Origin of the sequence: Enterococcus sulfureus ATCC 49903 (assembly GCF_000407605.1) — a bacterium.
In the GTDB taxonomy this organism is placed as follows: Bacteria; Bacillota; Bacilli; order Lactobacillales; family Enterococcaceae; genus Enterococcus_G; species Enterococcus_G sulfureus.
This window is the reverse complement of record NZ_ASWO01000005.1, coordinates 451,531-478,530: the sequence shown is the minus strand read 5'-3', so window position 1 is coordinate 478,530 and position 27,000 is coordinate 451,531. Positions and strand designations below refer to the sequence as shown.

The 27,000-nt window shown below is 39.7% G+C and carries 25 protein-coding genes; 24 read left to right on the top strand and 1 reads right to left on the bottom strand.

Features of this window, described 5'->3' with window-relative positions; all coding sequences use genetic code 11:
- Positions 1-67 precede the first annotated feature (67 nt).
- The 11 genes from pyrR to I573_RS08265 all read left to right on the top strand — a co-directional run bounded on the left by pyrR (position 68) and on the right by I573_RS08265 (position 12,236).
- Positions 68-601 (top strand): bifunctional pyr operon transcriptional regulator/uracil phosphoribosyltransferase PyrR, encoded by a 534-nt coding sequence (gene pyrR, locus I573_RS08315; RefSeq protein ID WP_155855542.1) that lies wholly within the window; start codon positions 68-70, stop codon positions 599-601.
- A 5-nt stretch (positions 602-606) separates the two neighbouring features.
- A complete protein-coding gene (locus I573_RS08310) occupies positions 607-1,893 on the top strand; it encodes a solute carrier family 23 protein (protein ID WP_016185461.1) in 1,287 nt (428 codons plus the stop codon).
- A 12-nt stretch (positions 1,894-1,905) separates the two neighbouring features.
- Entirely contained in the window at positions 1,906-2,835 is a 930-nt protein-coding gene (locus tag I573_RS08305) for an aspartate carbamoyltransferase catalytic subunit (protein ID WP_016185462.1), read from the top strand.
- Entirely contained in the window at positions 2,836-4,122 is a 1,287-nt protein-coding gene (locus tag I573_RS08300) for a dihydroorotase (protein WP_016185463.1), read from the top strand.
- The gene (locus I573_RS08295) at positions 4,119-5,198 is read left to right on the top strand and encodes a carbamoyl phosphate synthase small subunit (RefSeq protein ID WP_016185464.1); all 1,080 of its coding nucleotides are present in this window, start codon (positions 4,119-4,121) and stop codon (positions 5,196-5,198) included. Before I573_RS08300 ends, I573_RS08295 begins: the two co-directional genes overlap by 4 nt.
- Positions 5,198-8,377, top strand: coding sequence for a carbamoyl-phosphate synthase large subunit (gene carB, locus I573_RS08290; protein ID WP_016185465.1), 3,180 nt, complete (start codon positions 5,198-5,200; stop codon positions 8,375-8,377). Before I573_RS08295 ends, carB begins: the two co-directional genes overlap by 1 nt.
- A 15-nt stretch (positions 8,378-8,392) precedes the next feature.
- Positions 8,393-9,154, top strand: coding sequence for a dihydroorotate dehydrogenase electron transfer subunit (locus I573_RS08285; protein WP_016185466.1), 762 nt, complete (start codon positions 8,393-8,395; stop codon positions 9,152-9,154).
- Positions 9,151-10,074 carry a dihydroorotate dehydrogenase gene (locus I573_RS08280; RefSeq protein ID WP_016185467.1) on the top strand — a complete coding sequence of 308 codons (924 nt, stop codon included), beginning with the start codon at positions 9,151-9,153 and terminating at the stop codon, positions 10,072-10,074. The genes I573_RS08285 and I573_RS08280 overlap by 4 nt, the downstream gene beginning before the upstream one ends.
- Before the next feature lie 2 nt (positions 10,075-10,076).
- Complete coding sequence (gene pyrF, locus I573_RS08275; RefSeq protein WP_016185468.1) at positions 10,077-10,787, top strand: orotidine-5'-phosphate decarboxylase; 711 nt, start codon at positions 10,077-10,079, stop codon at positions 10,785-10,787.
- Positions 10,784-11,437 (top strand): orotate phosphoribosyltransferase, encoded by a 654-nt coding sequence (gene pyrE / locus I573_RS08270; RefSeq protein WP_016185469.1) that lies wholly within the window; start codon positions 10,784-10,786, stop codon positions 11,435-11,437. Before pyrF ends, pyrE begins: the two co-directional genes overlap by 4 nt.
- Positions 11,438-11,567: 130 nt before the next feature.
- Positions 11,568-12,236, top strand: coding sequence for a carbonic anhydrase family protein (locus I573_RS08265; protein WP_016185470.1), 669 nt, complete (start codon positions 11,568-11,570; stop codon positions 12,234-12,236).
- A 57-nt stretch (positions 12,237-12,293) separates the two neighbouring features.
- Here I573_RS08265 and efbA read toward each other — a convergent pair whose 3' ends face one another.
- Positions 12,294-14,000, bottom strand: coding sequence for a fibronectin-binding protein EfbA (gene efbA / locus I573_RS08260; protein WP_016185471.1), 1,707 nt, complete (start codon positions 13,998-14,000; stop codon positions 12,294-12,296).
- A 172-nt stretch (positions 14,001-14,172) separates the two neighbouring features.
- Here efbA and I573_RS08255 point away from each other — a divergent pair, with 172 nt between their 5' ends.
- From I573_RS08255 to pheA, 13 genes are all read left to right on the top strand, one after another.
- Complete coding sequence (locus I573_RS08255; RefSeq protein ID WP_016185472.1) at positions 14,173-14,724, top strand: hypothetical protein; 552 nt, start codon at positions 14,173-14,175, stop codon at positions 14,722-14,724.
- Positions 14,725-15,005: 281 nt separating this feature from the next.
- On the top strand, positions 15,006-16,013 hold the full coding sequence (gene trpX / locus I573_RS08250; RefSeq protein WP_016185473.1) for a tryptophan ABC transporter substrate-binding protein: 1,008 nt from the start codon (positions 15,006-15,008) through the stop codon (positions 16,011-16,013).
- A complete protein-coding gene (gene trpX, locus I573_RS08245) occupies positions 16,014-17,015 on the top strand; it encodes a tryptophan ABC transporter substrate-binding protein (RefSeq protein WP_016185474.1) in 1,002 nt (333 codons plus the stop codon). It begins immediately after the preceding gene.
- Between the two features lies 1 nt (position 17,016).
- On the top strand, positions 17,017-17,901 hold the full coding sequence (locus I573_RS08240) for an ABC transporter permease (protein ID WP_016185475.1): 885 nt from the start codon (positions 17,017-17,019) through the stop codon (positions 17,899-17,901).
- Positions 17,898-18,665 carry an ABC transporter ATP-binding protein gene (locus I573_RS08235; protein WP_425387056.1) on the top strand — a complete coding sequence of 256 codons (768 nt, stop codon included), beginning with the start codon at positions 17,898-17,900 and terminating at the stop codon, positions 18,663-18,665. Before I573_RS08240 ends, I573_RS08235 begins: the two co-directional genes overlap by 4 nt.
- A 376-nt stretch (positions 18,666-19,041) precedes the next feature.
- Positions 19,042-19,926: a shikimate dehydrogenase gene (aroE, locus tag I573_RS08230; RefSeq protein WP_016185477.1), complete on the top strand. Its 885-nt coding sequence runs from the start codon at positions 19,042-19,044 to the stop codon at positions 19,924-19,926.
- 3 nt (positions 19,927-19,929) lie between these two features.
- Complete coding sequence (gene aroF / locus I573_RS08225) at positions 19,930-20,955, top strand: 3-deoxy-7-phosphoheptulonate synthase (RefSeq protein WP_016185478.1); 1,026 nt, start codon at positions 19,930-19,932, stop codon at positions 20,953-20,955.
- Positions 20,956-20,966: 11 nt separating this feature from the next.
- Positions 20,967-22,040, top strand: coding sequence for a 3-dehydroquinate synthase (gene aroB, locus I573_RS08220; RefSeq protein WP_016185479.1), 1,074 nt, complete (start codon positions 20,967-20,969; stop codon positions 22,038-22,040).
- Between the two features lie 2 nt (positions 22,041-22,042).
- The gene (aroC, locus tag I573_RS08215) at positions 22,043-23,209 is read left to right on the top strand and encodes a chorismate synthase (RefSeq protein ID WP_016185480.1); all 1,167 of its coding nucleotides are present in this window, start codon (positions 22,043-22,045) and stop codon (positions 23,207-23,209) included.
- Positions 23,210-23,236: 27 nt separating this feature from the next.
- Positions 23,237-24,334, top strand: coding sequence for a prephenate dehydrogenase (locus I573_RS08210; RefSeq protein ID WP_016185481.1), 1,098 nt, complete (start codon positions 23,237-23,239; stop codon positions 24,332-24,334).
- Between the two features lie 14 nt (positions 24,335-24,348).
- Positions 24,349-25,644: a 3-phosphoshikimate 1-carboxyvinyltransferase gene (gene aroA, locus I573_RS08205; protein WP_016185482.1), complete on the top strand. Its 1,296-nt coding sequence runs from the start codon at positions 24,349-24,351 to the stop codon at positions 25,642-25,644.
- On the top strand, positions 25,641-26,150 hold the full coding sequence (locus I573_RS08200) for a shikimate kinase (RefSeq protein ID WP_016185483.1): 510 nt from the start codon (positions 25,641-25,643) through the stop codon (positions 26,148-26,150). Before aroA ends, I573_RS08200 begins: the two co-directional genes overlap by 4 nt.
- The gene (pheA, locus tag I573_RS08195) at positions 26,147-26,977 is read left to right on the top strand and encodes a prephenate dehydratase (protein ID WP_035020719.1); all 831 of its coding nucleotides are present in this window, start codon (positions 26,147-26,149) and stop codon (positions 26,975-26,977) included. The genes I573_RS08200 and pheA overlap by 4 nt, the downstream gene beginning before the upstream one ends.
- The last annotated feature ends 23 nt before the right edge of the window (positions 26,978-27,000 follow it).

The window sequence follows — 27,000 nt, the reverse complement described above, 5'->3', positions numbered from 1 at the left end:
TCTGACATTCACTCCTGCCTTTGCGAGAAGGTAGGAGTTTTTTTATGGCCAAAAATAAGGAGGAATCATCATGAAAAAAGAAGTTATCGACGCAGTGACAATGAAACGCGCATTAACACGGATCACATATGAAATTATCGAACGCAACAAAGGAATCGAAGATCTAGTCCTTGTTGGAATTAAAACGCGTGGTATTTATATTGCACAACGCATTGCAGAACGTTTAAAACAATTAGAAGATGTCGATGTTCCTGTGGGTGAATTAGATATTACAGGATATCGTGATGATCAAAAAGTAGATGCAACTATCGAAACGACATCTACAATCCCATTATCCCTTGAAGGAAAAGAAGTCATCTTACTAGATGATGTATTATACACAGGGCGTACGATTCGCGCCGCACTGGATGCGGTCATGGATTACGGACGTCCCCGACGAATTTCACTTGCTGTACTGGTCGATCGCGGCCATCGCGAATTACCGATTCGTGCGGATTTTGTTGGAAAAAACATTCCAACATCTAAAACAGAAGAAATTATCGTTGAAATGGAAGAAATCGATGGGAACGACCGTATCTTAATCGATCAAACGGAGGAATAAAGAACATGAGTCAAAAGTTTCGCAACCATGATGCTGTATTAGATATACATGACCGACCAAAACCAGTACACTGGATCGGATTAAGTCTACAACATTTATTTACGATGTTTGGTGCAACCGTCTTAGTTCCGATTTTAGTCGGCATTAATCCAAGTATTGCCTTAGTTAGTTCAGGCCTTGGCACTATCGTTTACTTATGTGTGACTAAGGGGAAAATTCCCGCTTACCTAGGAAGTAGCTTTGCCTTTATCGCTGCGATGCAATTATTGATGAAAACAGATGGATATCCGGCCATCGCACAAGGGGCGATGACAACAGGAGCGGTATATCTGATCGTGTCCTTCATCATTAAAAAAATCGGCGCTGGGTGGCTAGATAAAATTTTACCAGCAATCGTGGTTGGACCTGTCATTATGGTGATTGGATTAGGTTTGGCTGCTAATGCTGCGAATAACGCGATGTACAAGACTGTTGCCGATGCTCAAGTATATGACTTTAAATATGTATTTGTAGCACTTGCGACATTAGCGATTACGATTTTTTTCAATATGTACTTAAAAGGCTTCATCGGATTGATTCCAATTTTACTAGGCATTGTGTGTGGCTACTTACTTGCTTTAGTGGTAGGGATTGTAGATGTTGAACCCATCAAACAAGCAGCATGGTTCGCTTTACCAGATTTTCAAGTTCCATTTATCGAATACGAGCCTAAGCTTTATCTTGGTGCAATTACAACCATGGCACCAATTGCATTTGTAACCATGACGGAACATATTGGTCATTTGATGGTATTAAACAAATTAACGAAACGAAACTTTTTTGAAGAACCTGGCTTACACAAAACGTTAATGGGAGACGGATTTGCACAGATCGTAGCAGGATTTGTTGGTGGCCCTCCGGTAACCAGTTACGGAGAAAATATTGGAGTTTTAGCTATTACACGCGTACACAGTGTGTTTGTGATCGGAGGCGCGGCTGTTTTTGCTGTCTTGCTCGGATTTGTTGGAAAATTAACTGCATTGATCTTAAGTATTCCAAACCCAGTGATTTCAGGAATCAGCTTTGTCTTATTCGGAGTAATTGCAGCAAGCGGCTTAAAAATCTTGATTGAAAATAAAGTTGATTTTGACAAAAAGAAAAACTTGTTGATTGCTTCGGTCATCTTAGTTGTAGGAATCGGCGGTTTAGTCTTTGAAGTTGGAACATTCACACTTTCTTCAATGGCACTGGCTACTGTTTTAGGTATTCTTTTAAACTTGATTTTACCTGATCAAGCAAAAAGCGAAGTTTAGGAGGACGACACGGTGAAAACACTATCTGCACCCAATACAAAACATTTTATTTCATTAGATCCATTTTCAAAAGAGGAATTGCTGTACTTGATCCAAAAAGGATTAGCCTTTAAGCAAGCAAACGAATGGCCACAAGCTTATCAACACGTATTTGTTGCTAACCTATTTTTTGAAAATAGCACACGAACACATAAAAGTTTTGAAATCGCTGAACGTAAAATGGGAATGAACGTCATTCCTTTTGAAGCTTCAACGAGTTCCGTTCAAAAAGGAGAAACATTATACGATACTGTATTGACACTCTCCGCAATTGGGGCAGATATCTGTGTCATTCGTCACTACGAAGAAGCATTCTATAAAGAGTTACTGGATAGCCCATCTATTCAAACCCATATTATCAACGCTGGTGATGGTTCAGGTGAACATCCCAGCCAGTCCTTACTAGACATTATGACGATTTATGAAGAATTTGGTTCTTTTGAGGGATTACATATTGCGATCGTGGGAGACTTAAGACATTCACGAGTGGCTAAATCCAATATGAAGATCTTACATCGTTTAGGTGCTCGATTGTACTTTTCAGGCCCTAAAGAATGGTTTGATGACAGGTTTAATGACTATGGTCAATATGTCGACATGGATGAACTTGTGACATTTGTCGATGTCATGATGATGCTTCGTGTTCAACATGAGCGTCACGAAAATCAAGAACAATTTTCAAAAACACAGTATCATCAACAATATGGATTGACACTAATACGCGAACAACAAATGAAAGATCAAGCAATTATTTTACATCCAGCCCCAGTCAATCGCGATGTTGAACTGGCCAGTGACTTAGTCGAAGCACCACGTTCAAGAATCGTAACGCAAATGAGTAATGGTGTATTTGCTAGAATGGCGATTTTAGATACGGTCATGCATTATAAGGAGGAAGCATAAATGGATCAACTGATTACAAACGGATTTATTATTGGACAAAATGGAGCAAAGAACGCGGTAGAGATTTGGATTAAAGACCAGTACATCCACGCGATTGGAAAACAATTTGATCCCACACAATTTGATCAGGTGATCGATGCAAAAAACGGACTGATTACCCCAGGATTTATCGATGTTCATGTGCACTTGAGAGAACCTGGTTATACGTATAAAGAAACCATTAAAACAGGTACCTTAGCTGCAGCTAGAGGCGGATTTACGACAATCTGTGCGATGCCCAATGTCGATCCTGTCCCTGATAGTAACGATAATTTTCGGAATATTCAAAAAATAATTGCAAAAGATGCGTGTGTAAATGTCTTACCTTATGCCTCGATTACGAAAGCCTTACGTTCAGAAGAGCTTGTGGATATGTCTGCTTTAGCAAAAGAAGGCGCGTTCGCATTTACGAATGATGGCGTTGGGGTGCAAACTGCCGGTACGATGTATCAAGCGATGAAAGAAGCCAAACGAGTGAATAAAGCGATTGTCGCCCATACAGAAGATGAATCCTTACTGTTTGGCGGGGTAATGCATGCTGGAGAGCGTGCAAAGGAGCTTAACCTTCCAGGTATTCTTAGTGTGACAGAATCGTCACAAATCGCACGTGATTTACTTTTAGCAGAAGCAACAGGCGTACATTATCATGTTTGCCATGTCTCCACTAAAGAAAGTGTACGAGTTATTCGTGAAGCAAAACAGGCTGGAATTCATGTGACGTGTGAAGTTTGTCCGCATCATTTATTGTTGATCGATGAAGATATCCCGACAGATCACGGATACTACAAAATGAATCCTCCACTACGTGCAAGTGAAGATCAACAAGCATTGATTGAAGGCTTACTAGACGGTACGATCGATTGTATCGCCACTGATCATGCCCCTCATGGCCACGAAGAAAAATGTCAAAGTTTCTTACATGCACCATTTGGAATCGTCGGATCAGAATATGCTTTTAGTTTGATGTACACATACTTTGTCAAAAAAGACATCTTTACACTAGAACAAGTTTTACATTGGATGAGTCAAAAACCTGCTGAACTATTTGACATTGATCGCGGAACGCTAGACATTGGAGCAAAAGCTGACTTAGTGATTTTAGATTTAGAGACGGAACATAAGATCGATTCAACAAACTTTTTATCAAAAGCAACAAACACACCGTTTGATCAATGGACTGTATTTGGAGAAACCTTATACACATTCGTTGATGGTACGGTAGTTTATCAAAGAGGTGGAGACAAATGAAACGTTGGTTAATTTTAGAAGATGGAACACATTTTGAAGGAGAAGGATTTGGTGCGCCAATCAATGTTGTAGGCGAGATCGTCTTTACAACGAGTATGACAGGGTATCAAGAAACGATCACTGATCAAAGTTTCAATGGTCAAATTATTACGTTTACTTATCCGACAGTAGGAAACTACGGTGTCAATCGCGACGATTATGAATCTATTATTCCAACGTGTAAAGGAGTTGTCGTAAAAGAACATGCGCGCGTTCCGAGTAATTGGCGTAGTCAAATGACGTTAGATGAATTTTTAAAACAAAAAAACATTCCGGGTATTTCAGGGATCGACACCCGTGCTTTGACTAAAAAAATTCGTGAAGTTGGAACGATGAAAGCCAGTATTGTCGATGTGGGAGATGAATTTTCACATGCGTATGACCAATTAAAAGCGGCAGTTCTCCCAACTAACCAAGTGCAACAAGTCTCAACAGCAAAAGCTTATCCAAGTCCAGGAACAGGACACAATGTTGTGATGATCGACTTTGGATTAAAACATAGTATTATGCGTGAATTTTCAAAGCGTTCGTGTAATGTTTCGGTTTTACCTTATCATTCAACGGCTGAAGAAATCCTCTCTCTAGCACCAGACGGCGTGATGCTTACCAACGGGCCTGGAGATCCTAAAAGTTTACCAGAAGTTGTGAAGATGATCCAAGAAATTCAAGGGAAAGTTCCAATTTTTGGTATCTGTCTAGGACATCAATTATTTGCCTTAGCCAATGGAGCGGATACGTACAAAATGAAATTTGGTCATCGCGGCTTGAATCATCCTGTTCGTGAAATCGCGACAGGAAGAATCGATTTTACCTCACAAAACCATGGATTTGCGGTCGCAGCTGAATCGATCGATCCAGAGAAACTATTGATTACCCATATCGAAGTCAATGATGGAACGATTGAAGGGGTTCGTCATCGTGATTACCCAGCCTTTAGTGTACAATTTCATCCAGACGCAGCACCTGGACCACATGATGCCGTACATTTATTCGATGAATTTATTGAAATGATGGATGCTTGGAAGGAGCAAAACTAATGCCAAAAAGAACAGATATTCAAAAGATTTTAGTGATTGGATCAGGTCCGATCATCATCGGTCAAGCAGCCGAATTCGATTATGCTGGAACACAAGCATGTTTAGCTTTAAAAGAAGAAGGATACGAAGTGATTTTAGTGAATTCAAATCCCGCTACGATCATGACCGATCGTGAAGTAGCAGATCGTGTCTATATCGAGCCGATTACCTTCGAATTCGTGTCAAGAATTCTACGTAAAGAACGACCAGATGCTATTTTACCTACTTTAGGCGGACAAACTGGATTAAATATGGCGATGGAATTGTCAAAATCAGGATTATTGAAAGAACTAGGAATCGAATTACTTGGAACAAAACTTTCAGCCATCGATCAAGCAGAAGATCGCGATTTATTTAAACAATTGATGCAAGAATTAGATCAACCTATTCCAGAATCTGCGATTATCACTACCGTGCAAGAAGGAATCGATTTTGCAAAAACGATTGGCTATCCTGTTATTGTACGACCAGCATTCACACTAGGTGGTACAGGTGGTGGAATGTGTCAAAACGAAGAAGAATTGCGTCACATCGCAGAAAATGGATTAAAACTTTCACCAGTAACGCAATGTTTAATTGAACGCAGTATCGCAGGCTTTAAAGAAATCGAATACGAAGTGATGCGAGATTCTGCAGACAATGCGATTGTTGTCTGTAACATGGAAAACTTTGATCCAGTAGGTATTCATACTGGAGATTCAATCGTATTTGCACCAAGTCAAACCCTTTCGGACTATGAATATCAATTATTACGTGATGCTTCATTGACAATTATCCGTGCCTTAAAAATCGAAGGCGGTTGTAACGTCCAATTGGCCATCGATCCAGATAGTTTCCAGTACTATATCATCGAAGTCAATCCTCGCGTATCGCGTTCGTCCGCTTTAGCAAGTAAAGCGACTGGCTATCCGATCGCAAAATTAGCAGCGAAAATTGCAGTTGGCTTAACTTTAGATGAGATGAAAAACCCAGTAACCGAAACAACCTATGCAGAGTTTGAACCCGCACTTGATTATGTCGTTGCAAAAATCCCACGTTGGCCTTTTGATAAATTCGAAACGGGAGACCGAGTATTAGGAACGCAAATGAAAGCCACTGGTGAGGTCATGGCGATTGGAAGAACTATCGAAGAAGCATTGTTAAAAGGGGTTCGTTCTTTAGAGATCGGGACAACCCATATGGAAATCAAAGAATTAAGTGAAGTTAGCGATGATGAATTGACGGAAAAAATGATCAAAGCACAAGATGATCGTTTATTCTATCTTGCAGAAGCTATTCGTCGAGGCTATACGATCGAAGAAATCGCTGAAATGACCAAGATCAACTTGTTCTTTTTAGACAAACTTCGTCACATTATCGAGCTAGAACACGCCTTATCTAGTCAACCATTTGATGCTTCACTGCTGAAAACAGCAAAAACATACGGGATTACAGATCATAAAATCGCGGATTTATGGGAAACAACGCCTAAACAAGTACGTGAATTTCGGATCGCTGAACAAATTATTCCAGTCTATAAAATGGTCGATACGTGTGCAGGCGAGTTTGCTTCACAGACACCTTATTTTTATAGTTCATACGAATTTGAAAACGAAAGTGTCCGATCGACTAAACCTTCAATCTTAGTCTTAGGCTCAGGTCCTATCCGAATCGGACAAGGGGTCGAATTTGACTATGCGACAGTTCACTCTGTTAAAGCCATTCAAGCAGCAGGGTATGAAGCGATCATTATGAATAGCAATCCAGAAACCGTCTCCACTGATTTCTCGATTTCAGATAAACTTTATTTTGAACCGCTAACGATTGAGGATGTTCAAAACGTGATCGATTTAGAACAACCAATCGGTGTCATCGTTCAATTTGGTGGACAAACGGCGATTAATTTAGCAGAACCATTGCATCAAGCAGGGGTGAAAATTTTAGGCACAACGATCGAAGATCTAGATCGTGCGGAAAATCGTGATTTATTTGAACAAGCCCTAAAAGAACTTAATATTCCGCAACCTTTAGGAGACACCGCTACAAATACTAGTGAAGCGTTGGAAATTGCAAAACATATCGGATTTCCTGTCTTGGTTCGCCCAAGTTATGTCCTTGGTGGACGTGCAATGGAGATCGTCGACAATGAAGAAGATTTACTAAGCTATATGACACATGCAGTGAAAGCTTCACCAGAACATCCTGTATTGATCGATCGTTATTTACTTGGAAAAGAATGCGAAGTCGATGCCATCTGTGACGGAAAAAATGTGTTGATTCCTGGGATCATGGAACACATTGAGCGTGCTGGCGTCCATTCAGGAGATTCAATGGCTGTCTACCCGCCACAAAATCTAAGTCAAAAGACCATCGAGACCATTGTAGATTATACGAAACGGTTAGCGATCGGACTAAACTGTATTGGGATGATGAACGTACAATTCGTTATTTTTGAAGATGACGTGTATGTCATCGAAGTTAACCCACGTGCAAGTCGTACTGCACCATTTTTAAGTAAAGTGACAAATATCCCAATGGCACAAGTTGCAACGAAAGTTATCTTGGGACAAAGTCTGAAAGAATTAGGGTATGAAGACGGATTGTATGCTACGCCAAATTTAGTTCATGTAAAAGCTCCAGTTTTCTCATTCACTAAATTAAATAAAGTCGATACTTACTTAGGACCAGAAATGAAATCAACTGGTGAAGTCATGGGATCTGACCAAACCTTAGCAAAAGCTTTATACAAGGCTTTTGAAGCTTCTGGATTACACATTCCAGAATACGGCACCGCATTCTTTACCATCGCGGATGAAACCAAAGAAGAGGCGTTAGCACTAGCCAAGCGCTTTACCGATGTTGGTTTTAGTTTGACTGCTACAACAGGTACCGCTGCTTATTTCAAAGACAATGGACTGTTAGTGGAAGAAGTAGCTAAATTAGATGAAGAAGACCATAACGTAATTGAACGACTACAAAATGGTACCATTCAAATTGCCATCAATACCATGGATAAAAATCGAAACCAACAAACACAAGATACCTTTAGAATCCGTCGTGAAGCTGTAGAACACGGTGTACCATTGCTCACTTCACTTGACACAGCCGATGCGATCTTGAAAGTTATGGAAGCTCGTGCATTTGCAACAAATGCCATTTAAAAAGGAGATTGTTTGATGAAGCAAGAAATGATGACCATTGTGAATCAAATCCAATTAGCCCCACATATTTATGAACTGACATTAAAAGGAGCACTCACTGCTGAAATGAGTGTTCCTGGGCAGTTCTTACATATCCGCATTCCTAGTGCGGATCTTTTAATGCGCCGTCCAATCAGTATTCATGAAATCGATCATAACAGACAAACCTGTAAGATCATCTATCGCGTAGAAGGACAAGGGACTGCTCAAATGGCCGAATTAACAACAGGAACACTTGATGTACTAGGACCACTAGGACATGGCTTTGAATTTGAGCATCTAGTTAAAGGACAACAGGCCTTGATCGTAGGGGGGGGAATTGGGATCCCTCCGCTTTATGAATTAAGTAAACAATTAGTCGCTAAAGGTATCCAGGTTACCCATCTTTTTGGATTTGCAACAAAAGAAGTAATGTATCATTTGGATAAATTTTCACAACTTGGAAAGACTTTAGTAGCAACAGATGATGGCTCTTTTGGAGAAAAAGGATTGATTTCCGTATTATTTGACCAAGTCACACCTCCTGATAGCGTCTTTAGTTGTGGCAATAATGGCTTATTAAAGTCAGTAGAAAGTTATTTTACACACACGGAAGTACAACTTTCATTAGAAGCACGAATGGCTTGTGGAATTGGAGCGTGTTACGCTTGTGTTTGTCCAAAAGTAGCTGATCCACAAAAGAGTGTGAAAGTCTGTGATGAAGGGCCAGTGTTCCAAGCTGGAATGGTGCAATTATGAGTGAACGATTAGCAGTAAACTTACCTGGTTTGGCTTTAAAAAACCCGATCATGCCAGCGAGCGGCTGTTTTGGCTTTGGAAAAGAATATGGTGAGTACTATGATTTGAATCAACTAGGATCTATCATGGTCAAAGCAACAACTAAGGAAGCACGCTACGGCAATCCAACGCCACGAGTGGCCGAAACACCCAGTGGGATGTTAAATGCGATTGGGTTGCAAAATCCAGGATTAAATGTCGTAAAACATGAACTATTGCCTGATCTTTATCAGCGTTATCCTGAACTACCGATTATTGCAAACGTAGCTGGGTCAACCCAAGAAGAATACGTTGAGGTGTGCCAACAGATTTCGATGGTGCCAAATGTTACCGCAATCGAATTAAATATTTCTTGTCCGAACGTCAAACATGGAGGTATTGCATTTGGAACAGATGCAACCGTTGCAGGAGAATTGATTCACGCAGTCAAACAAGTATCGAGTGTTCCAGTGTATGCGAAATTATCTCCAAATGTCACCGATATCGTGCCAATAGCACAAGCGATCGAACAAGCGGGAGCAGATGGATTTACGATGATCAATACACTACTTGGTATGCGAATCGATTTAAAAACTAGACGACCGATTTTAGCTAATCAAACAGGTGGATTATCTGGTCCTGCAATCAAACCTGTTGCCATTCGCTTGATCCATCAAGTCGCACAGGCAACGAATTTACCCATTATTGGAATGGGTGGCGTGTATACCGTAGATGATGTATTAGAAATGTTTATGGCTGGTGCGAGTGCAGTGGCTGTGGGAACAGCAAATTTTACGGATCCATTTATTTGTCCTAAATTGATCGAACAATTGCCTAAACGAATGGATGAATTAAATATTTCAAGCTTAGAAGCCTTAATTGCTGAAGTCAGAGGAGTGTAATCATGGAAAAACGACCGATCATCGCATTAGATTTTGCAACAATGGAAGAAGTCTTGCAATTTTTAGCGCATTTCCCTAAAGAAGAATCGTTATTTTTAAAAGTTGGAATGGAATTATTTTATGCAAAAGGTCCAGATTGTATCCGCACATTACGTGCATTAGGACACGATATTTTCTTAGATGTCAAAGTCCATGATATTCCAAATACAGCCTATCACGCGATGAAATCGCTCGGTAAATTAGATATTCAAATGACCAACGTTCATGCTTTAGGCGGGATCGACATGATGCACGCAGCAAAAGAAGGGCTAGTAGAAGGAGCAAAAACAGCTGTTCCTAAATTGATCGCGGTCACACAACTGACGTCAACAAACAATCAAATGGTCCATCTTGAACAAAAAATCAATCAAGATGTCCATGAAAGTGCCTATCATCTCGCAAAAATGACTGAACTTTCAGGTTTAGATGGGGTAGTGTGTTCTGCTCAAGAAGCCAAAACGATCCATCGTCTGACCACAGATGCATTTTTATGTGTCACGCCAGGGATTCGTTTAGAAACAGATGCAATAGGTGATCAAAAACGAGTGATGACACCTAAAAAAGCCCGAATGAATCAGGCAGACTATATTGTAGTGGGACGACCGATCACTACGAAAGCAAATCCTTATCAAGCCTACCAAACAATTCAAACACAATGGAGTGAAGTGAAATGATGAATCAAACTGTGGAACAAACAATTGCCAAAGGATTACTCGACATCAAAGCAGTCTCATTAAGTCCTACAGAACCATTTACTTGGGCGAGCGGGATCAAAAGCCCAATTTATTGCGACAATCGCTTAACGATGAGTTATCCTGAATTTCGTACGCAAATCGCTAAAGAACTGGCGAAAAAGATCAAAGCGGCTTTTCCAGATGTTCAAATGATTGCCGGAACCGCAACAGCCGGGATTCCACATGCTGCCTTCATCGCACAAGAACTTGAACTGCCGATGAGCTATATTCGTAGCAAACCAAAAGGACATGGGAAAACAAAACAAGTCGAAGGAAAATTAGAGGTTGGAACTAAAGTAGTGGTAATTGAAGATTTAATTTCAACTGGAGGAAGTGTCTTAGAAGCGTGTAAAGCAGCACGTAATGAAGGGGCAGATGTATTAGGTGTAGCAGCGATCTTTACATATGAATTGACACAAGCTACGACAAGATTTGATGAAGCACATTGTCCTTTGATCACGTTGACAGACTATACAACATTGATCGAAGTCGCAAAAGAATACCAACAAATTACATCACAAGAGCATGCATTACTCGAGACATTTAAACAAGACCCTGAGCATTGGAACAAATCAGGTGAGCTTAAATAAGTCCAAATAGCTTTTTCTTGATCACTTTGTAACAAGCATTAAACCTAATGAATGACAATAGTTATTGTAAAATGATAAATGAGAGAAGTAGAGACTCTCAAGATGTTAGGTTGAAAGTGAGTGGAAAAGCATGACAAATATAACAACATGGGATTACGAAATCAAAGGTCCAGATTCTTGGGCGACATTATGCGATGAATTTACGCAAGCGGCACAATTTGCCTATCAATCCCCAATTGCGTTATCCCATCAAGAAACTATGACAAAAAATCATCAAGCTGAAAATATTTTATTTTCATATGAAGCCGCAAGTTTTCATAAAGAAGAAATTAACCGAACGATCCATTATGTACCCAATGATACAAAAAATTATGTTGTGTATCGTGAGATGAAGTATACACTAACAGATGTTCATTTTCATCGTCCAAGTGAACATACGATAAATGGGAAACAAGAAGCGATCGAGTTTCATTTTGTGCATACAAATGAAGCGCAAGAAAATTTAGTAGTAGGTGTGTTGTGTACGTTTGAAGAACAAGAGGCAACCATTGAATTTGTTCCGTCAACGGACACATTAACGTTCAATCCAATTGAATTTTTACCTAAAATACCTTCTAAATTTCATTTTGAAGGATCGTTAACAACACCACCGACAAAAGGTCCGATTCAATGGTTTGTATTTGATACCGTCCAAACATTATCAAAAGACTTTTTAAAAACTTTACCAGACCATCATTTTGTCGTAAACAATCGCCCAACGCAACCGCTAAATGGTCGTAAGATTTATTATTTTGATTAGCAAAAACTCCACGAATCACGTGATTCGTGGAGTTTTTTAATAGACTAAAAAGCTATGTTAAGGGTGTTGAGACAATTTTTGAACCACTTGTTCTTCTGGTGTCACAAAATAAGTTGTTTGATTTTCATAAATGACAAATCCAGGTTTTGCTCCATTTGGTTTCTTTAAATGTTTAACTTGGACACAGTCGATAGGAACTTGAGCAGAATGCCGATATTTTGAAAAATAACCCGCTAGTTCAGCTGCTTCTAAAATCGTTTCCTCACTAGGGTCTTCTGAACGTATGATGACATGAGAGCCTGGGATGTTTTTCGCATGTAACCAGTATTCTGATTTTTTAGCCGTCCGTAAAGTCAGTTGATCATTTTGTAAATTATTTTTTCCAACTAAAATCTCAGTCCCATCGCTAGCATAAAATTTTGCAGGTTGTGATTTTTTGTCTTGTTTCTTGCCATGTTTTTGCTTTTTGATATATCCTTCTGCTTGTAATTCTTCACGAATGAGTGGCAATTCGGCTGGTTGAGCCAGTTCTAATTGAGATAAGACGGATTCCAAATAAGCAATCTCTTGTTTCGTTTCTGCAATTTGCGCATCGATCAATTTTACTGCATTTCGCAGTTTTTGATATTTTTGAAAATATTTCTGCGCATTTTGAATCGGAGTTAATGAAGGATCTAACTCAATAGTGGTTAGCTGGTCTTCAATATAATAGTTTGGCAACGCAACGGCAGTTTCTCCGCGAGGAACTTCATGCTGAAAAGTCGTTAGTAATTCGCCTTTTTGACGCAATTCTTCTGAAGAAGCAGAGTCGGCTAAGGTTTGCTCACGTTTTTGCAATTTTGACTGATTTCGCTTCAATTCATTCTCGATTTTTTTGACCAATTCGCTTCCTTGTTGCTTCACACGATCTTTTTCTGCTTTTTCATGATAAAACGCATCAAGTAATTCGTTTAGCGTTGAGAATTCCTGTCGATCATCTGCGCGGTCGTCAAGTGAAGCAAAAGCAAAAGGATGAAAACTTTCTTTTTGTTTGATTTGGTACAACACACTTGTTTGAAGTGTCTCGATTTGATGTCTAAAGGTTTGCCATACACGTAAGCGATCATTTGGTGCCTCATTTAAGCGATACGCCAATTCAGTTGCAGTATCACGACCAAATCCTTGAAAGAGCTGTTGGATCGTTGCAGCGGTTAATTCTGATTGCTGAGACAGAAGCTGAAAGGCAGCGACATCTGAGATCGTATACGGATTTTCTTTTTCTTGTTTGGGTGGTGCGATATATTCAGCTCCAGGAATCAACCAGCGATAGGAGTTTTGTGAACTTCCAATATGTTTGATTGCATCTAAGATTTTTCCGGTTTCTTGATTTAACAATAAAATCGTAGAATGACGACCCATCAGTTCCACAACTAAGACGATAGATTGTAAATCGCCTAACTCATTGCGTTTACTAAAGGTAAAATGAACAACCCGATCGTTTTCTAGTTGTGTGATCGCCGTTAAAATCGCTCCTTCTAAATATTTTCTTAGCATCATAACAAAATTAGGCGGTGTTTCTGGATTGGCATAAGCCATCGTGGTCAACTGAATCCTAGCATAACTTGAATGTGCAGACAGTAAGAGCTTGTGTGTTTTTCCTTGCGAGCGAATCACCAACACGACTTCATTTGGATAAGGTTGGTGGATTTTATTGATTCGTCCATTTAATAAAGTAGGCGTTAATTCCTTGATCATTAAATGAGTAAAAATGCCGTCAAATGACATTTTGCATCCCTCATTTCTTTTTTTATTCTCGTTTTATTATAACGAATTTGACTTAGAATACCAATTTTCTTTCTTTGACTGTTAAGTTTTCTGGATGTGTGGTCAATATCTTGACGAATGGCTTTTATTATTGCTACTATGACTAAGACGAATTTCAAAAGTAGGTGATGGGATGAATGAAGAGTTAACGCGTGTTCAGCGTTTTGCAAAAAAAAGAAACACCAACAAGTTAACACCCAAAACGACCATTGGACTAATGGTAGGTGTTCTGTTCTTTGGTATTTTTATTTTTTTCGCAATTACGATGACCAATCAATCGATTCGCGCACAACAAATCAATGAACTTGTCGCACCAGAAAATACATCGGATAAATTAGAGCTGATCCCTTATGGAACGCTTGAGCAATTTATTCAAGAGAAACCAGCTGTATCGATTCTTTTTGGTGCACCAACAGCGAAACAGGCGACAACGGTTCTGACGCTGATCAAACAAAAAGAAAACGAACTGAATCGCAAAATCTATTGGTATCCTGTGGTTTATGATACGACTGGGTTAGAGAATACTTACAAAATAGATCCACATGAGATGACCTTTTTATTTTTTCAAAATGGACAAGAAAAAAAACGTGTGCTGACCAGCACACTTTCTGATGTAAACCAAGAATTGATTCCTGAAATCAATCGCTTGCCGATGTGGAATCTAACAGATCAAAAAAAAGATTGACGAAGTCAAAAAATTACGTTATATTTTTATCACCATTACAAGAAGGAGTGAAGACCAATGATGTACAACGAACACACTACATGGCAAAACTGGCGTAGATAAGTTGTATAGATGGACTTCATCCATAGATACGACTTTTTAGAGTACATGTCTAAAAGCTGTATCTATGTCGGAATTAGTATATCGTTCTTCCGCGTAGAGCAACGTTCTACGCGGCTTTTTTGTACAGCTGCGTCATAGGATGCAGCTGTTTTTTATTCAAAATAAAGGAGTGGAATCATATGAAAAATAAAAAATTAAGTCTTTCCTATTTGGTATTAGGGTTATTTCTCGTTACGATGTTTGGGTATGGATTAGGTACAAAAAACGAGCAACAGACTAAATCTGACGATACTAACAAAACAGTTGGTGTCTTACAATACGTCAGTCATCCCGCGTTAGACAGTATCTATAAAGGAGTGATACAAGGTCTAAAAAATAAAGGCTACGAAGAAGGAAAAAATCTCACGTTATTGTTTCAAAATGGACAAGCCGATCAAAGTAAATTAGCGACGATGAGTCAACAACTGGTAAATAAACAAGCTGATGCACTTGTAGGTATCGCTACACCGGCAGCTCAAGCATTAGCGAATGCTACAAGTGAGATTCCAATCGTATTAGGGGCTATTACAGATCCAGTGGGAGCCAATTTGGTCAAAAATATGGAAAAACCTGGTGGAAATATCACCGGTGTATCGGATAAGGCACCGATTGCTGCGCAAATTACACTCGCAACCAAACTCCTTCCGAAAGCAAAAAAAATGGGGATTTTATATTCTTCTGCTGAAGACAATTCAAAATACCAAGTCGCAGAAGCGAAAAAAGCTGCTGCAGCGTTAGGTTTAGAAGTGAAGACCTATGCAGTTCCGTCAACAAACGAAATCAGTCAAACCGTCCAAGTTATGGGACAAGAAAATGATTTTATTTACATTCCGTTAGACAATACCATTGCCAATGCGATGCCAAGTGTTGTTGCTGAAGCCAATAAATCGAATACACCAGTTATTCCTTCAGTAGATACGATGGTCGAACAAGGCGGTTTGGCCACGGTTGGAATCAATCAATTTGATTTAGGTGTAAAAACAGGTGAAATGGTAGCGGACGTTTTAAATGGGGCAGATCCTGCGACGACACCCGTTTATACCTTTACAAAAGGCGATACGATCTTAAATCTTGAACAAGCCAAAACACTTGGTATCACCATTCCAGAAGCTATTCAAAAAGAAGCCAAGATCGTAGGAGGAAACTAGATGAAAAAGCATACATTAGGGATTTCACTCGGTATCGTCGCATTATTTGCTGCATGTGGTCTAGGCGGTTATATGGTAGGGAAGAATCAACCGTCCTCGACTGTTTCAAAAAAGACCGAACACTACGATATCGGAATCTTACAATACATCAGTCATCCTTCACTGGATCAAATCAAACAAGGAATCATCGATGAATTAGCAAAAGAAGGCTTTAAAGATGGCGACAATACGACGATCCATTTTTTAAATGGCCAAGGTGATCAAGCGAAACTGGCGACGATGAGTCAAGCGCTTGTGGACGAAGGCAATCAATTGATTATTCCTATTGCGACACCTGCTGCTAAAGCAGTGGCAAATGCGACAAAAGAGATTCCAATCGTTGCAGCCGGTATCTCAGATCCAATTGGTTCAGGGCTTGTGTCAAGTTTAGAACATCCTGAACAAAATATAACTGGGGTAAAAAATGAAGCACCCGTAAAAGATCAAGTGGCTTTCTTACAAACGTTGCTTTCAGAGGCCAAAACCATTGGGATTTTATATTCTGCTAACGAAGAAAATTCTAAAAGTTATGTCAACGCTATCGAAAAAGAAGCAGAAAAAAATCAACTTGTAACAAAAGCTTATGCGATTGCTTCAAGTAATGAGATCGCCACAACGATCCAAGGAATGGCACCTGTAGATGTACTGTACATTCCTCAAGACAATGGATTGGCAAGTGCGTTTCAAACCGTAGTCTCAGAAGCGGATAAAAAAGATCTCCCGATTTTTGTGTCTGTTGACAATATGGTCAAAGAAGGGGGATTGGCCACGGTTGGTCAAAACCAGTATGATCTTGGAGTAAAGACAGCTCAATTAGCGGTCAAAACCTTAAAAGAAGAAAAAACATTGCCGTTTACAGTAGTGTCAACGGGCGAAAAAATCATTAATGATACACAAGCAACACGTTTTGGAATTGTGCATAATAAATTAGACGATGTCAAACATGTAAAGGGGGAGAAGTAAGATGATCGTTTCATCAATTGGACAGGGATTTTTATGGAGTGTATTAGGATTAGGAATTTTTATGACGTTTCGAATTTTAAATTTTCCAGATATGACAACAGAAGGCACATTTCCACTAGGTGGTGCTGTTTGTGTCACAGCTATCGTACATGGGATTTCACCTATCTTAGCGACCGTATTAGGTGTCTTAGCTGGAATGGCAGCAGGGCTTGTCACTGGCTTGCTATATACAAAAGGAAAAATACCGATTTTACTGGCTGGGATTTTAGTAATGTCTGGGTTAAATTCTGTGATGTTGTTTGTCATGCAAACGCCAAATCTATCTTTACTCAATCAACCACGAATTTTAGATTATTTTAGTGGTCTTCATTTACCCAAATATTTCGATACCGTTCTTTTAGGCATGATTGTTTTGATTTTATTACTTGCTTTACTATTCTTTTTCTTTCAAACGGATCTTGGACAAGCTTATATTGCCACAGGAGATAACGAACATATGGCACGCTCATTAGGGATCAAGACGGATCGTATGAAGATTATGGGGCTTGTATTATCCAATGGAGTCATTGCATTGTCAGGTGCGTTGATTGCACAAAATGATGGTTATGCAGATGTCAATAAAGGGATCGGCGTCATTGTGATCGGCTTAGCCTCGATTATTATCGGGGAAGTGCTTTATGGCGAATTGAGCTTTTTAGAACGTTTATTGGCGATCGTGCTAGGGAGTGTATTGTATCAGCTATTAATTTTACTTGTTATCAAATTAGGATTTGATACGACGTACTTGAAAATCTTCTCTTCGATCATTCTAGCGATTTGTCTAATGGTCCCTCAATTGAAAAAAGCATTACGCTTAAATACTGGATTAGAAAAGGCAGGTGAATAACGATGCAATTGGAATTAAAACAAGCGACAAAACAAATCAATAACGGAACTCAAGATGAAAAAACACTCTTGGATCATGTCGATTTTCAAGTACATGCAGGAGAATTTGTCACGATTTTGGGTGGCAATGGAGCAGGAAAAAGTACGCTATTTAATACGATTTCAGGAAATTTGGCTTTGACCAGTGGAAAAGTATTGATCAAAGGACACGATGTAACGCATGAACCTGAGGAAAAACGAGCGCGTTTCTTAGCTCGGGTATTCCAAGATCCAAAACTAGGGACAGCACCACGTATGACTGTAGCAGAAAATTTATTGCTCGCTCAGTTTAGAGGGAAAAAACGTCCTTTTAAATTGCGTCGTTTAGCCAGTCAGAAAGAACACTTTTATGCAATGTGTCAAGAAGTAGGCAATGGATTAGAACAGCATTTAGACACGCCAACTGGTCATCTTTCTGGTGGACAACGTCAAGCGCTAAGTTTATTGATGGCCACCTTGACCACTCCTGATCTATTATTATTGGATGAACATACAGCCGCTTTAGATCCTAAAACATCTAAATCATTAATGGCCTTAACAGAAAAAAAAGTTCGCGAACAACAGTTGACCTGTTTGATGATCACGCATCGCATGGAAGATGCCTTACAATATGGAAATCGATTGATTGTATTAGAAAAAGGAAAAATCGTCCGGGATTTTAATCAAAAAGAAAAAGAAGCCTTAACGTTACTTGATTTACTCAGCTTTTTTGAAGCCTCTTATTAATCCTTTTTTCGATAAAACGAACTTTCTAGTAAAAAAAGAGTTGACTTTCAAATCAACTCTCTCTATACTAAAAACATCTTATCAGTTTGGAGCGATGAACATGACAACATGTACCCCTACACAACTGAATAATTATTACTTTAGCTATTTTAGATAGGTTTGTATTCATAACTTGGATACAAACAGACTCGTTTGTATCTATGATGGCTAGGGGATTTTAGGATGGACCGCCACATAGATAAAAAATTATCTATAGTGGTTAACGACATCTTTCATACTTCGACATTCTATTAGACTAAGTATAGAGGTATTCACTGTAGATCAATTTCTATTGTGGATACCTCTTTTTCGTTCATTCAAAAAAAGGAGAGGAAATATGCAGACAATAACTGGAACCACTGCTTTAGCTGGTATTTTTGCAAATCCAGCGACACATAGCATTTCACCTTTGATGCACAATCAGGCTTTTGATTTAACCCAGATCGATGCGCGGTATTTGGCATTTGAAGTAGCAAAGGATGAAGAAACGTTTGCTCGTGCGATACAAAGCATTCGCGATCTTCAATTGATTGGGGTCAACTTATCGATGCCATTTAAACAAATGGCCTTGTCTTACGTAGACGAATACAGCCGAGAAGTTGAACTGATCCAAGCAATCAATACGATTGTCAATGATCATGGTCGATTGATCGGACATAATACGGATGGCAAAGGCTTTATCCAAAGCTTAGCTGCACATCATATCGACATTTCAGATAAAACGATGACAGTACTCGGATGCGGTGGTGCTGCTTTGGCGATCGTGGCACAAGCTGCGCTAGATGGTGCCACTAAAATCTACGTTAGCAATCGGTTAGGTGACTCCTTTACTCGTTTTTTAGCACATGCCAAACGAATTGAACAACAAACTGCATGTACGATAGAATTGATCCCAATCGAGCAACAGGAAACCTTGCAGCATGCCCTTTATCAAAGCGATCTATTGGTCAATACTAGTGCTTTAGGGATGCATCCACACGAAGGGAAAATGGCTTTGCCGCCTGCATGTAACCTACACTCTTCATTAGTTGTGGTCGACATCATTTATACCCCACAAGAAACACCATTATTAACATTAGCAAAATCGAACGGATGCGAAATCCATAATGGCCTAGGCATGCTGATCCATCAAGGCGCGTTAGCCTTTGAATTATGGACAGGAAAACCAATGCCAATTGAGCCTATTACTACTACGATAACCACTTACTTAAAGGAGCGATAACAGATGATTATTATTATGAATGCACATGCGACAAATGACCAAATCGAGACAGTGATTAAAAAAGCAGAAGAATTAGCTTTAACTGTTCAAGTTAATACAGGAAGTAATCAAGTTGTTTTAGGATTAATCGGCGATACTCGAAACTTACAAGATGTAGCATTTAAGATTTATGAAGGTGTAGAAGATGTTGTTCGGATCACCAATACCTATAAACTTACCTCACGTGAATTTCATCCAGATGATACTGTAGTGGATGTGGATGGAGTAAAAATCGGCGATGGCAGTTTCGTGACAATGGCTGGACCTTGCTCAATCGAAGGGTTAGACCAAATCCGCGAATGTGCAGCGATTGCCAAAAAAGGTGGCGCTACAATTTTACGTGGAGGGGCATTCAAACCAAGAACATCACCTTACGCCTTCCAAGGATTAGAAGAAGAAGGATTGCGTTATATTCGGCAAGCAGCAGATGAATATGGGATGAAAGTCATTACCGAAGTGATGGATGAAGCCCATATCGACATGGTCGCCGCTTACAGTGATATTCTACAAATCGGGGCACGGAATATGCAAAACTTTAAATTATTATCTGCGGTTGGAAAAACAGGAAAACCGATCGGATTAAAGCGAGGGATTTCAGGTACGATATCAGAATGGCTAAATGCTGCTGAATACATCGCTGTAGAAGGGAAAAGTCCAATTATCTTTATTGAACGTGGCATTCGAACGTATGAAACGGCAACGCGAAATACCTTTGACTTAAGCGCAGTTCCTTTAATGAAAAAATTAAGTCATTTCCCAATTATTGTCGATCCAAGTCATGGAACTGGCGTTTGGGATCTAGTTCCTCCAATGGCTCGAGCAGGTGTAGCAAGTGGTGCAGATGGCATGATCGTTGAAATTCATCCTGATCCTAAAAATGCATGGTCAGACGGTGCACAATCCCTAAATGAAAAAACGTATATGAACATGATGCAAGAAGTCGATATCTTAGTTGATGCGATGCAACAGATCAAACAATTAGAACGTTAAGGAGCGAGTGTATGTTAACAGTTCAAACAAAAGACCATAGCTATAACATTCAAATAAAACGTCAGTCATTAAGTACGATTGGTGATTTTTTAACCGAGATTTGGCAACCTAAACAAGTGGCGATCATCACAGATACTCGTGTTGGCGAGTTATACGCCGAGACTGTATTTACCTCTTTACAAAATGCCGGGTTTACTCCTACTGTACTGACCGTACCAGAAGGAGAAGAAAGTAAATCGTTTACGCAAGCGATGAAACTTTATGAAAAATTAGCCCAAGCCAATTTTACACGTTCAGATGCAGTCTTAGCTCTTGGCGGTGGTGTTATTGGCGATTTAGCTGGTTTTGTAGCATCAACCTATATGCGGGGGATCGGTTTTTCTCAAGTACCTACAAGTTTACTTGCGCAAGTCGATTCAAGTATTGGTGGAAAGACAGCGGTAAACACTCCAACAGCTAAAAATCTAGTGGGTTCTTTTTATCAACCTGATGCAGTACTTATTGATCCAGATGTTTTAGATACTTTAGAACCTCGACGTTTGCGTGAGGGAATTGCAGAGATCGTCAAAGCAGCTGCGATTGCGGATGTAAATTTATGGGAAGAATTGACGCAGTATCAAGATGAATTCGATTTATTGAATCATGTAGAATCCGTCATTTTAAAAGCATTAAAAGTCAAACAGGCTGTTGTCGAAGAAGATGAATTTGATAATGGGATCCGTCTGATTCTAAATTTTGGCCATACAATCGGACATGCTATCGAAAAAAATGCAGGATATGGTAAAATTAGTCATGGAGAAGCTGTTTCACTGGGGATGGTTTGGATGAGTAAAGCCGCTAGTGAGCATGAGTTAATGAGTGCCTCGCATCTCGCACCATTACGTGCATTACTAGAAAAATTCCATTTACCGACAACGATCCCCAATGACTTAGAGCGTACACATCTTTTTGACGCGATTACAAAAGATAAAAAAGCACGTGGTCATACACTTCAAATTATTGTTTTAGAAGAAATTGGAAAAGCACGAATTGAAACGATTCCAGTTAACATGATGGAAGAGTTCTTACAAACGGAGGGAATATAACAATGCGCTATCTCACAGCAGGAGAATCACATGGACCAGAATTAACAACTATTATCGAAGGATTACCAGCAGGAATGCCTTTAAGTGCAGAAGACATCAATAAAGAATTACGTCGTCGTCAAACTGGATACGGACGTGGGGGACGGATGCTGATTGAAAAAGATCAAGTTCGTATCACTTCAGGAGTTCGTCATGGAAAAACATTAGGCTCACCCGTGACTTTAGTCGTGGAAAATAAAGATTGGAAAAACTGGACGAAAGTCATGGGGATTGAAGAAGTAACGGAAAAAGAAGCGAAGATGCGCCGTGTTGCACGTCCAAGACCAGGACATGCCGATCTTGTTGGTGGGATGAAATACCATCACAGTGACTTAAGAAACGTTTTAGAGCGTTCATCTGCTCGTGAAACAACCATGCGTGTTGCTATCGGTGCTGTAGCGAAAAAATTACTTCAAGAATTAGGAATTGAAGTCGCAGGACATGTTACAAAATTAGGTGGGATTCAAGCAAACATTCCAGAAGGATTAACGGTTAGTCAAGTACGCGAATTATCAGAAGCTTCTGACATTCGTGTTGTGGATCCTGAAGTTGAACAAGACATTCGTGATTTAATCGATCAAACGAAGAAAAATGGCGATACGATCGGTGGGACAGTAGAAGTCTTAGTTGGCGGAGTACCGGCAGGTCTAGGTAGTTATGTCCAATGGGATACAAAACTAGATGCTAAAATTGCTCAAGCCGTTGTAAGTATCAATGCATTCAAGGGTGTTGAATTTGGTTTAGGTTTTGAAATGGCTAATCGTCCAGGTTCTCAAGTAATGGACGAAATTCTTTGGGAAAAAGAAAAAGGATATACACGCCGTAGTAATAATCTAGGTGGATTTGAAGGCGGTATGACAAACGGTGAAGTGATTATTGTTCGCGGAGTGATGAAACCAATCCCAACACTTTACAAACCATTACAAAGTGTGGATATGGATACAAAAGAACCTTACAAAGCGAGTGTTGAACGCTCGGATAGTACAGCTGTTCCAGCAGCAAGTGTAGTCTGCGAGAGCGTAGTAGCGACGACGATCGCAAATGAGATCCTAGAAAAATTTGGTCACGATTCATTTGAAGAGCTGGTTGAACAAGTTGCAGACTATCGTACGTATCTTACTCAATACTAAGAAACGCATACGATAGGAGGAACGAAAATGAGCAAAACCGTTTTCGTCATTGGACTAGGATTGATTGGCGCTTCATTAGCCAAAACCATGACAATTTCCCATCCTGAACATACGGTTTATGGATGGGATACAAAAATAGAATCGACACACATTGCAAAAAAAAGTGGAATTATTACACAAGTCGCACCTTCTGTAGCTGAAGTTGCCCCATTAGCAGATATTATTATTCTGGCTGGGCCGATTCATACCACGATGCAATATTTACATGATTTTCAACAACTTACCCTAAAACCTGATGTGCTAGTGACAGATGTCGGCAGTACGAAATACGAAATCGCAACTTACGCCAATACGCTCCCTTTTGATTTCATTGGGGGACATCCCATGGCTGGATCACACAAATCCGGCGTACTCGCTGCGGATACACTGTTATTTGAGAATGCTTATTTTATTTTTACACCGACTAGTCCATCGCAACAAAAACGAGTAAATGAGCTGGTGACACTATACCAAGAGACAAAGGCAAAATTTATTGTATTGTCGCCTTTAGAACATGATCAAATTACAGGAATGCTTAGTCATTTACCTCATATCATTGCATCTGGAATTGTGAACCAATCAGATGGATTTAATCAAGCCCACCCTCGTGCAAAACAACTTGCAGCTGGTGGATTTCGAGATATTACACGTATCGCTTCTTCTGATCCAGTCATTTGGACAGATATTCTGTTAAGTAATCGTACGCAATTGATGGACTTGATCACAACTTGGCAAATACAGATGCAACAAGTGTATCAATGGTTAGATCATAAAGATCGACATGCGATCCATCATTTTTTTGAATCTGCAAAAGAAACACGCGATGCGATGCCGATTCATCAACCTGGTGCGATTCCAAGGTTCTATGACTTATTGATCGATGTTCCGGATGAGCCTGGTGTAATCGCTACAGTAACTGCTAAATTAGCACAAGCGAATATTTCATTGACAAATATTAAAATCTTAGAAACCAGAGAAGATATTATTGGAATCTTGCAAGTCTCCTTTAAACACGAAGCGGATCTTTTTCTTGCAAAAGACTATCTCACACAACATACTACCTATCCTTGTCGGATAAAAGAGTAAAGGAGCGAATTTGAGTGAAATTAATTCAAACAAGACAGGTACATGGAACAATCCGTGTGCCTGCAGATAAATCCATTTCCCATCGTAGCATTATGTTTGGGGCATTAGCTAAAGGAACGACGACTGTTCGTAATTTTTTGTATGCTGAAGATTGCCTAAGTACCTTAAAAGCCTTTGAAGATTTAGGTGTACTCATTACCAAACATCCAGACGGGATGCTTGAAATTGAAGGCGTGGGCTTAGATGGATTTAAACAACCCATCCATCCGCTAGATATGGGCAATTCTGGTACAACCACCCGATTGATGATGGGAATTTTAGCTAAACAACCATTTGATATTACCTTGATTGGCGATGCATCTTTATCTAAACGACCAATGGGACGCGTGATGAATCCATTAAATCAAATGCATGCGTCGATTACAGGAGTGAATGAGAGTGAATTTGCTCCTTTAACGATTCATAAAAATGATACATTATATCCAATGGAGTATACGATGCCAGTTGCTAGTGCCCAAGTAAAATCAGCTATTTTATTTGCCGCATTACAAGCCGATGGCACCACACTCGTTCATGAAAAAGAAGCCTCACGTAATCATACAGAAGAAATGATTCGTCAGTTCGGTGGTCAAATCGAAGTCAACGAACGCACGATATCGATTACGGGTCCTCAAGAACTTGTCGCACAAGACGTGACTGTACCAGGTGATATTTCTTCTGCTGCTTTCTTTTTAGTTGCTGGAGCAATTGCAAAAAACAGCGAATTGACTTTAGAAAATGTCGGGATCAACCCAACACGTACAGGTATTTTAGATGTCTTGACCCAAATGGGCGCAAATTTAGCGATTACCAATGTGGATACTCAAAATCAAGCTGCTGATTTGATTATTGGGTCATCAGAATTAGAAGCGACGACAATCGAAGGGGAGATCATCCCACGTTTGATTGATGAATTACCGGTTATCGCGCTGTTGGCCACGCAAGCAAAAGGCGTTACAGTCATCAAAGATGCACAAGAGTTAAAAGTAAAAGAAACCAATCGGATCGATGCCACTGCTATGGAGTTACAAAAATTAGGAGCGGATATTACAGCAACTGAAGATGGTTTGATTATTAAAGGGCCAACTGCACTACATGGAGGTCAAGTCGATAGCCATAAAGATCATCGAATTGGCATGATGCTACAAGTCGCTGCTCTATTAACTGACGACGTGATTGAATTGACTGATCCTGAAGCTGTTGCCATTTCTTACCCTCATTTCTTTGATGATTTTAAACGAATTGCGACAAATCCGGAGCAAACGCTATGAACGCTATCGTCCTCATTGGCTTTATGGGAGCTGGTAAAACAACAGTGGGGCGTTTATTGAGTCAAGAGTTAGATATACCGTTTATCGATTTTGATCAAGCCTTAGTTGAACGCTTAAACATGAGCATTGCGGAGTATTTTGATCAATTTGGTGAAGAGGCATTTCGCAATGAAGAAACAGAACTCCTCCATGAGGTCATGACGCAATCTGCAGTATTGTCTACAGGGGGAGGAATCGTCTTAAAAGAACTCAACCGCATGGCATTAAAGCAGATGAAACATGTAATCTTTTTACAAGCAGAGGCAGACACGGTCTATCAACGTGTCTTGCAAGATCATAATATGGTTCGACCGCTTGCACAACGTTCTCAAAAAGACTTTATTGCCTTGTATGAGAGTCGATTACCGCTATATCAAGAAGTCGCAACGATTACGGTGGATACGACAAAGAAAACGCCAGAAACAATCGTTTCAGAACTTATCGATGTAGTAAAGGAGGTATTATGATGATCGGATATTTGGGGCCTAAAAGTTCGTTTACTTATCAAGCGACCACTTCTTTATTTCCAAATGACGCGATTCAAGCCTTTCATAGTATTCCTCTTTGCTTAGAAAGTTTAGCCAATGGAGAAATTGAATCGGCAATCGTTCCAATCGAAAACTCACTTGAAGGTTCTGTCCATACGAGTATGGATTATCTATTTAAAAGTCAGGGATTGACGGTGACTAAAGAGATTATTTTACCGATTAAACAGCAATTAATGGGAACTGCAACAACGCCGGCGATGATTTTATCTCATCCACAAGCACTTGCACAGTCGCAACACTTTTTGACCACCCATTATCCGCATGTCACGTTAAAAGAAACGCCTTCAACGACTTATGCTGCAGAATATGTCGCAACGCATCCGAATGAAGCGTTACTTGCGATTGCCTCAAAGGAAGCAGCTGAAGCCTTCGCTTTACCGATTATCGCTAAAGATATTCAAGATAATGATCAAAATCAAACTCGATTTTGGTTGATTCAAAAAGAAAGTATCACGCTAAAAAATACCGAACCTGCACAAAAGTTAACCTTATTTGTCACCTTACCACAAAATCAAGCAGGGGCCTTACATCAAATTTTAGCCGTGTTTGCTTGGCGAAATATCGATTTAACAAAAATTGAATCTCGTCCGTTAAAGACGAGTTTAGGACAGTATTATTTTGTGATCGATATCGTAGTGGAGCAAAAAGAGTGGGTTCATTACGCATTAGAAGAGATCAAACTGTTAGGTGCCACAATAAAACCATTTGGTCCATATTCTATTTTAAAAGCTACAGAGACTTTATGATAAGTCTTTGTAGCTTTCATTTA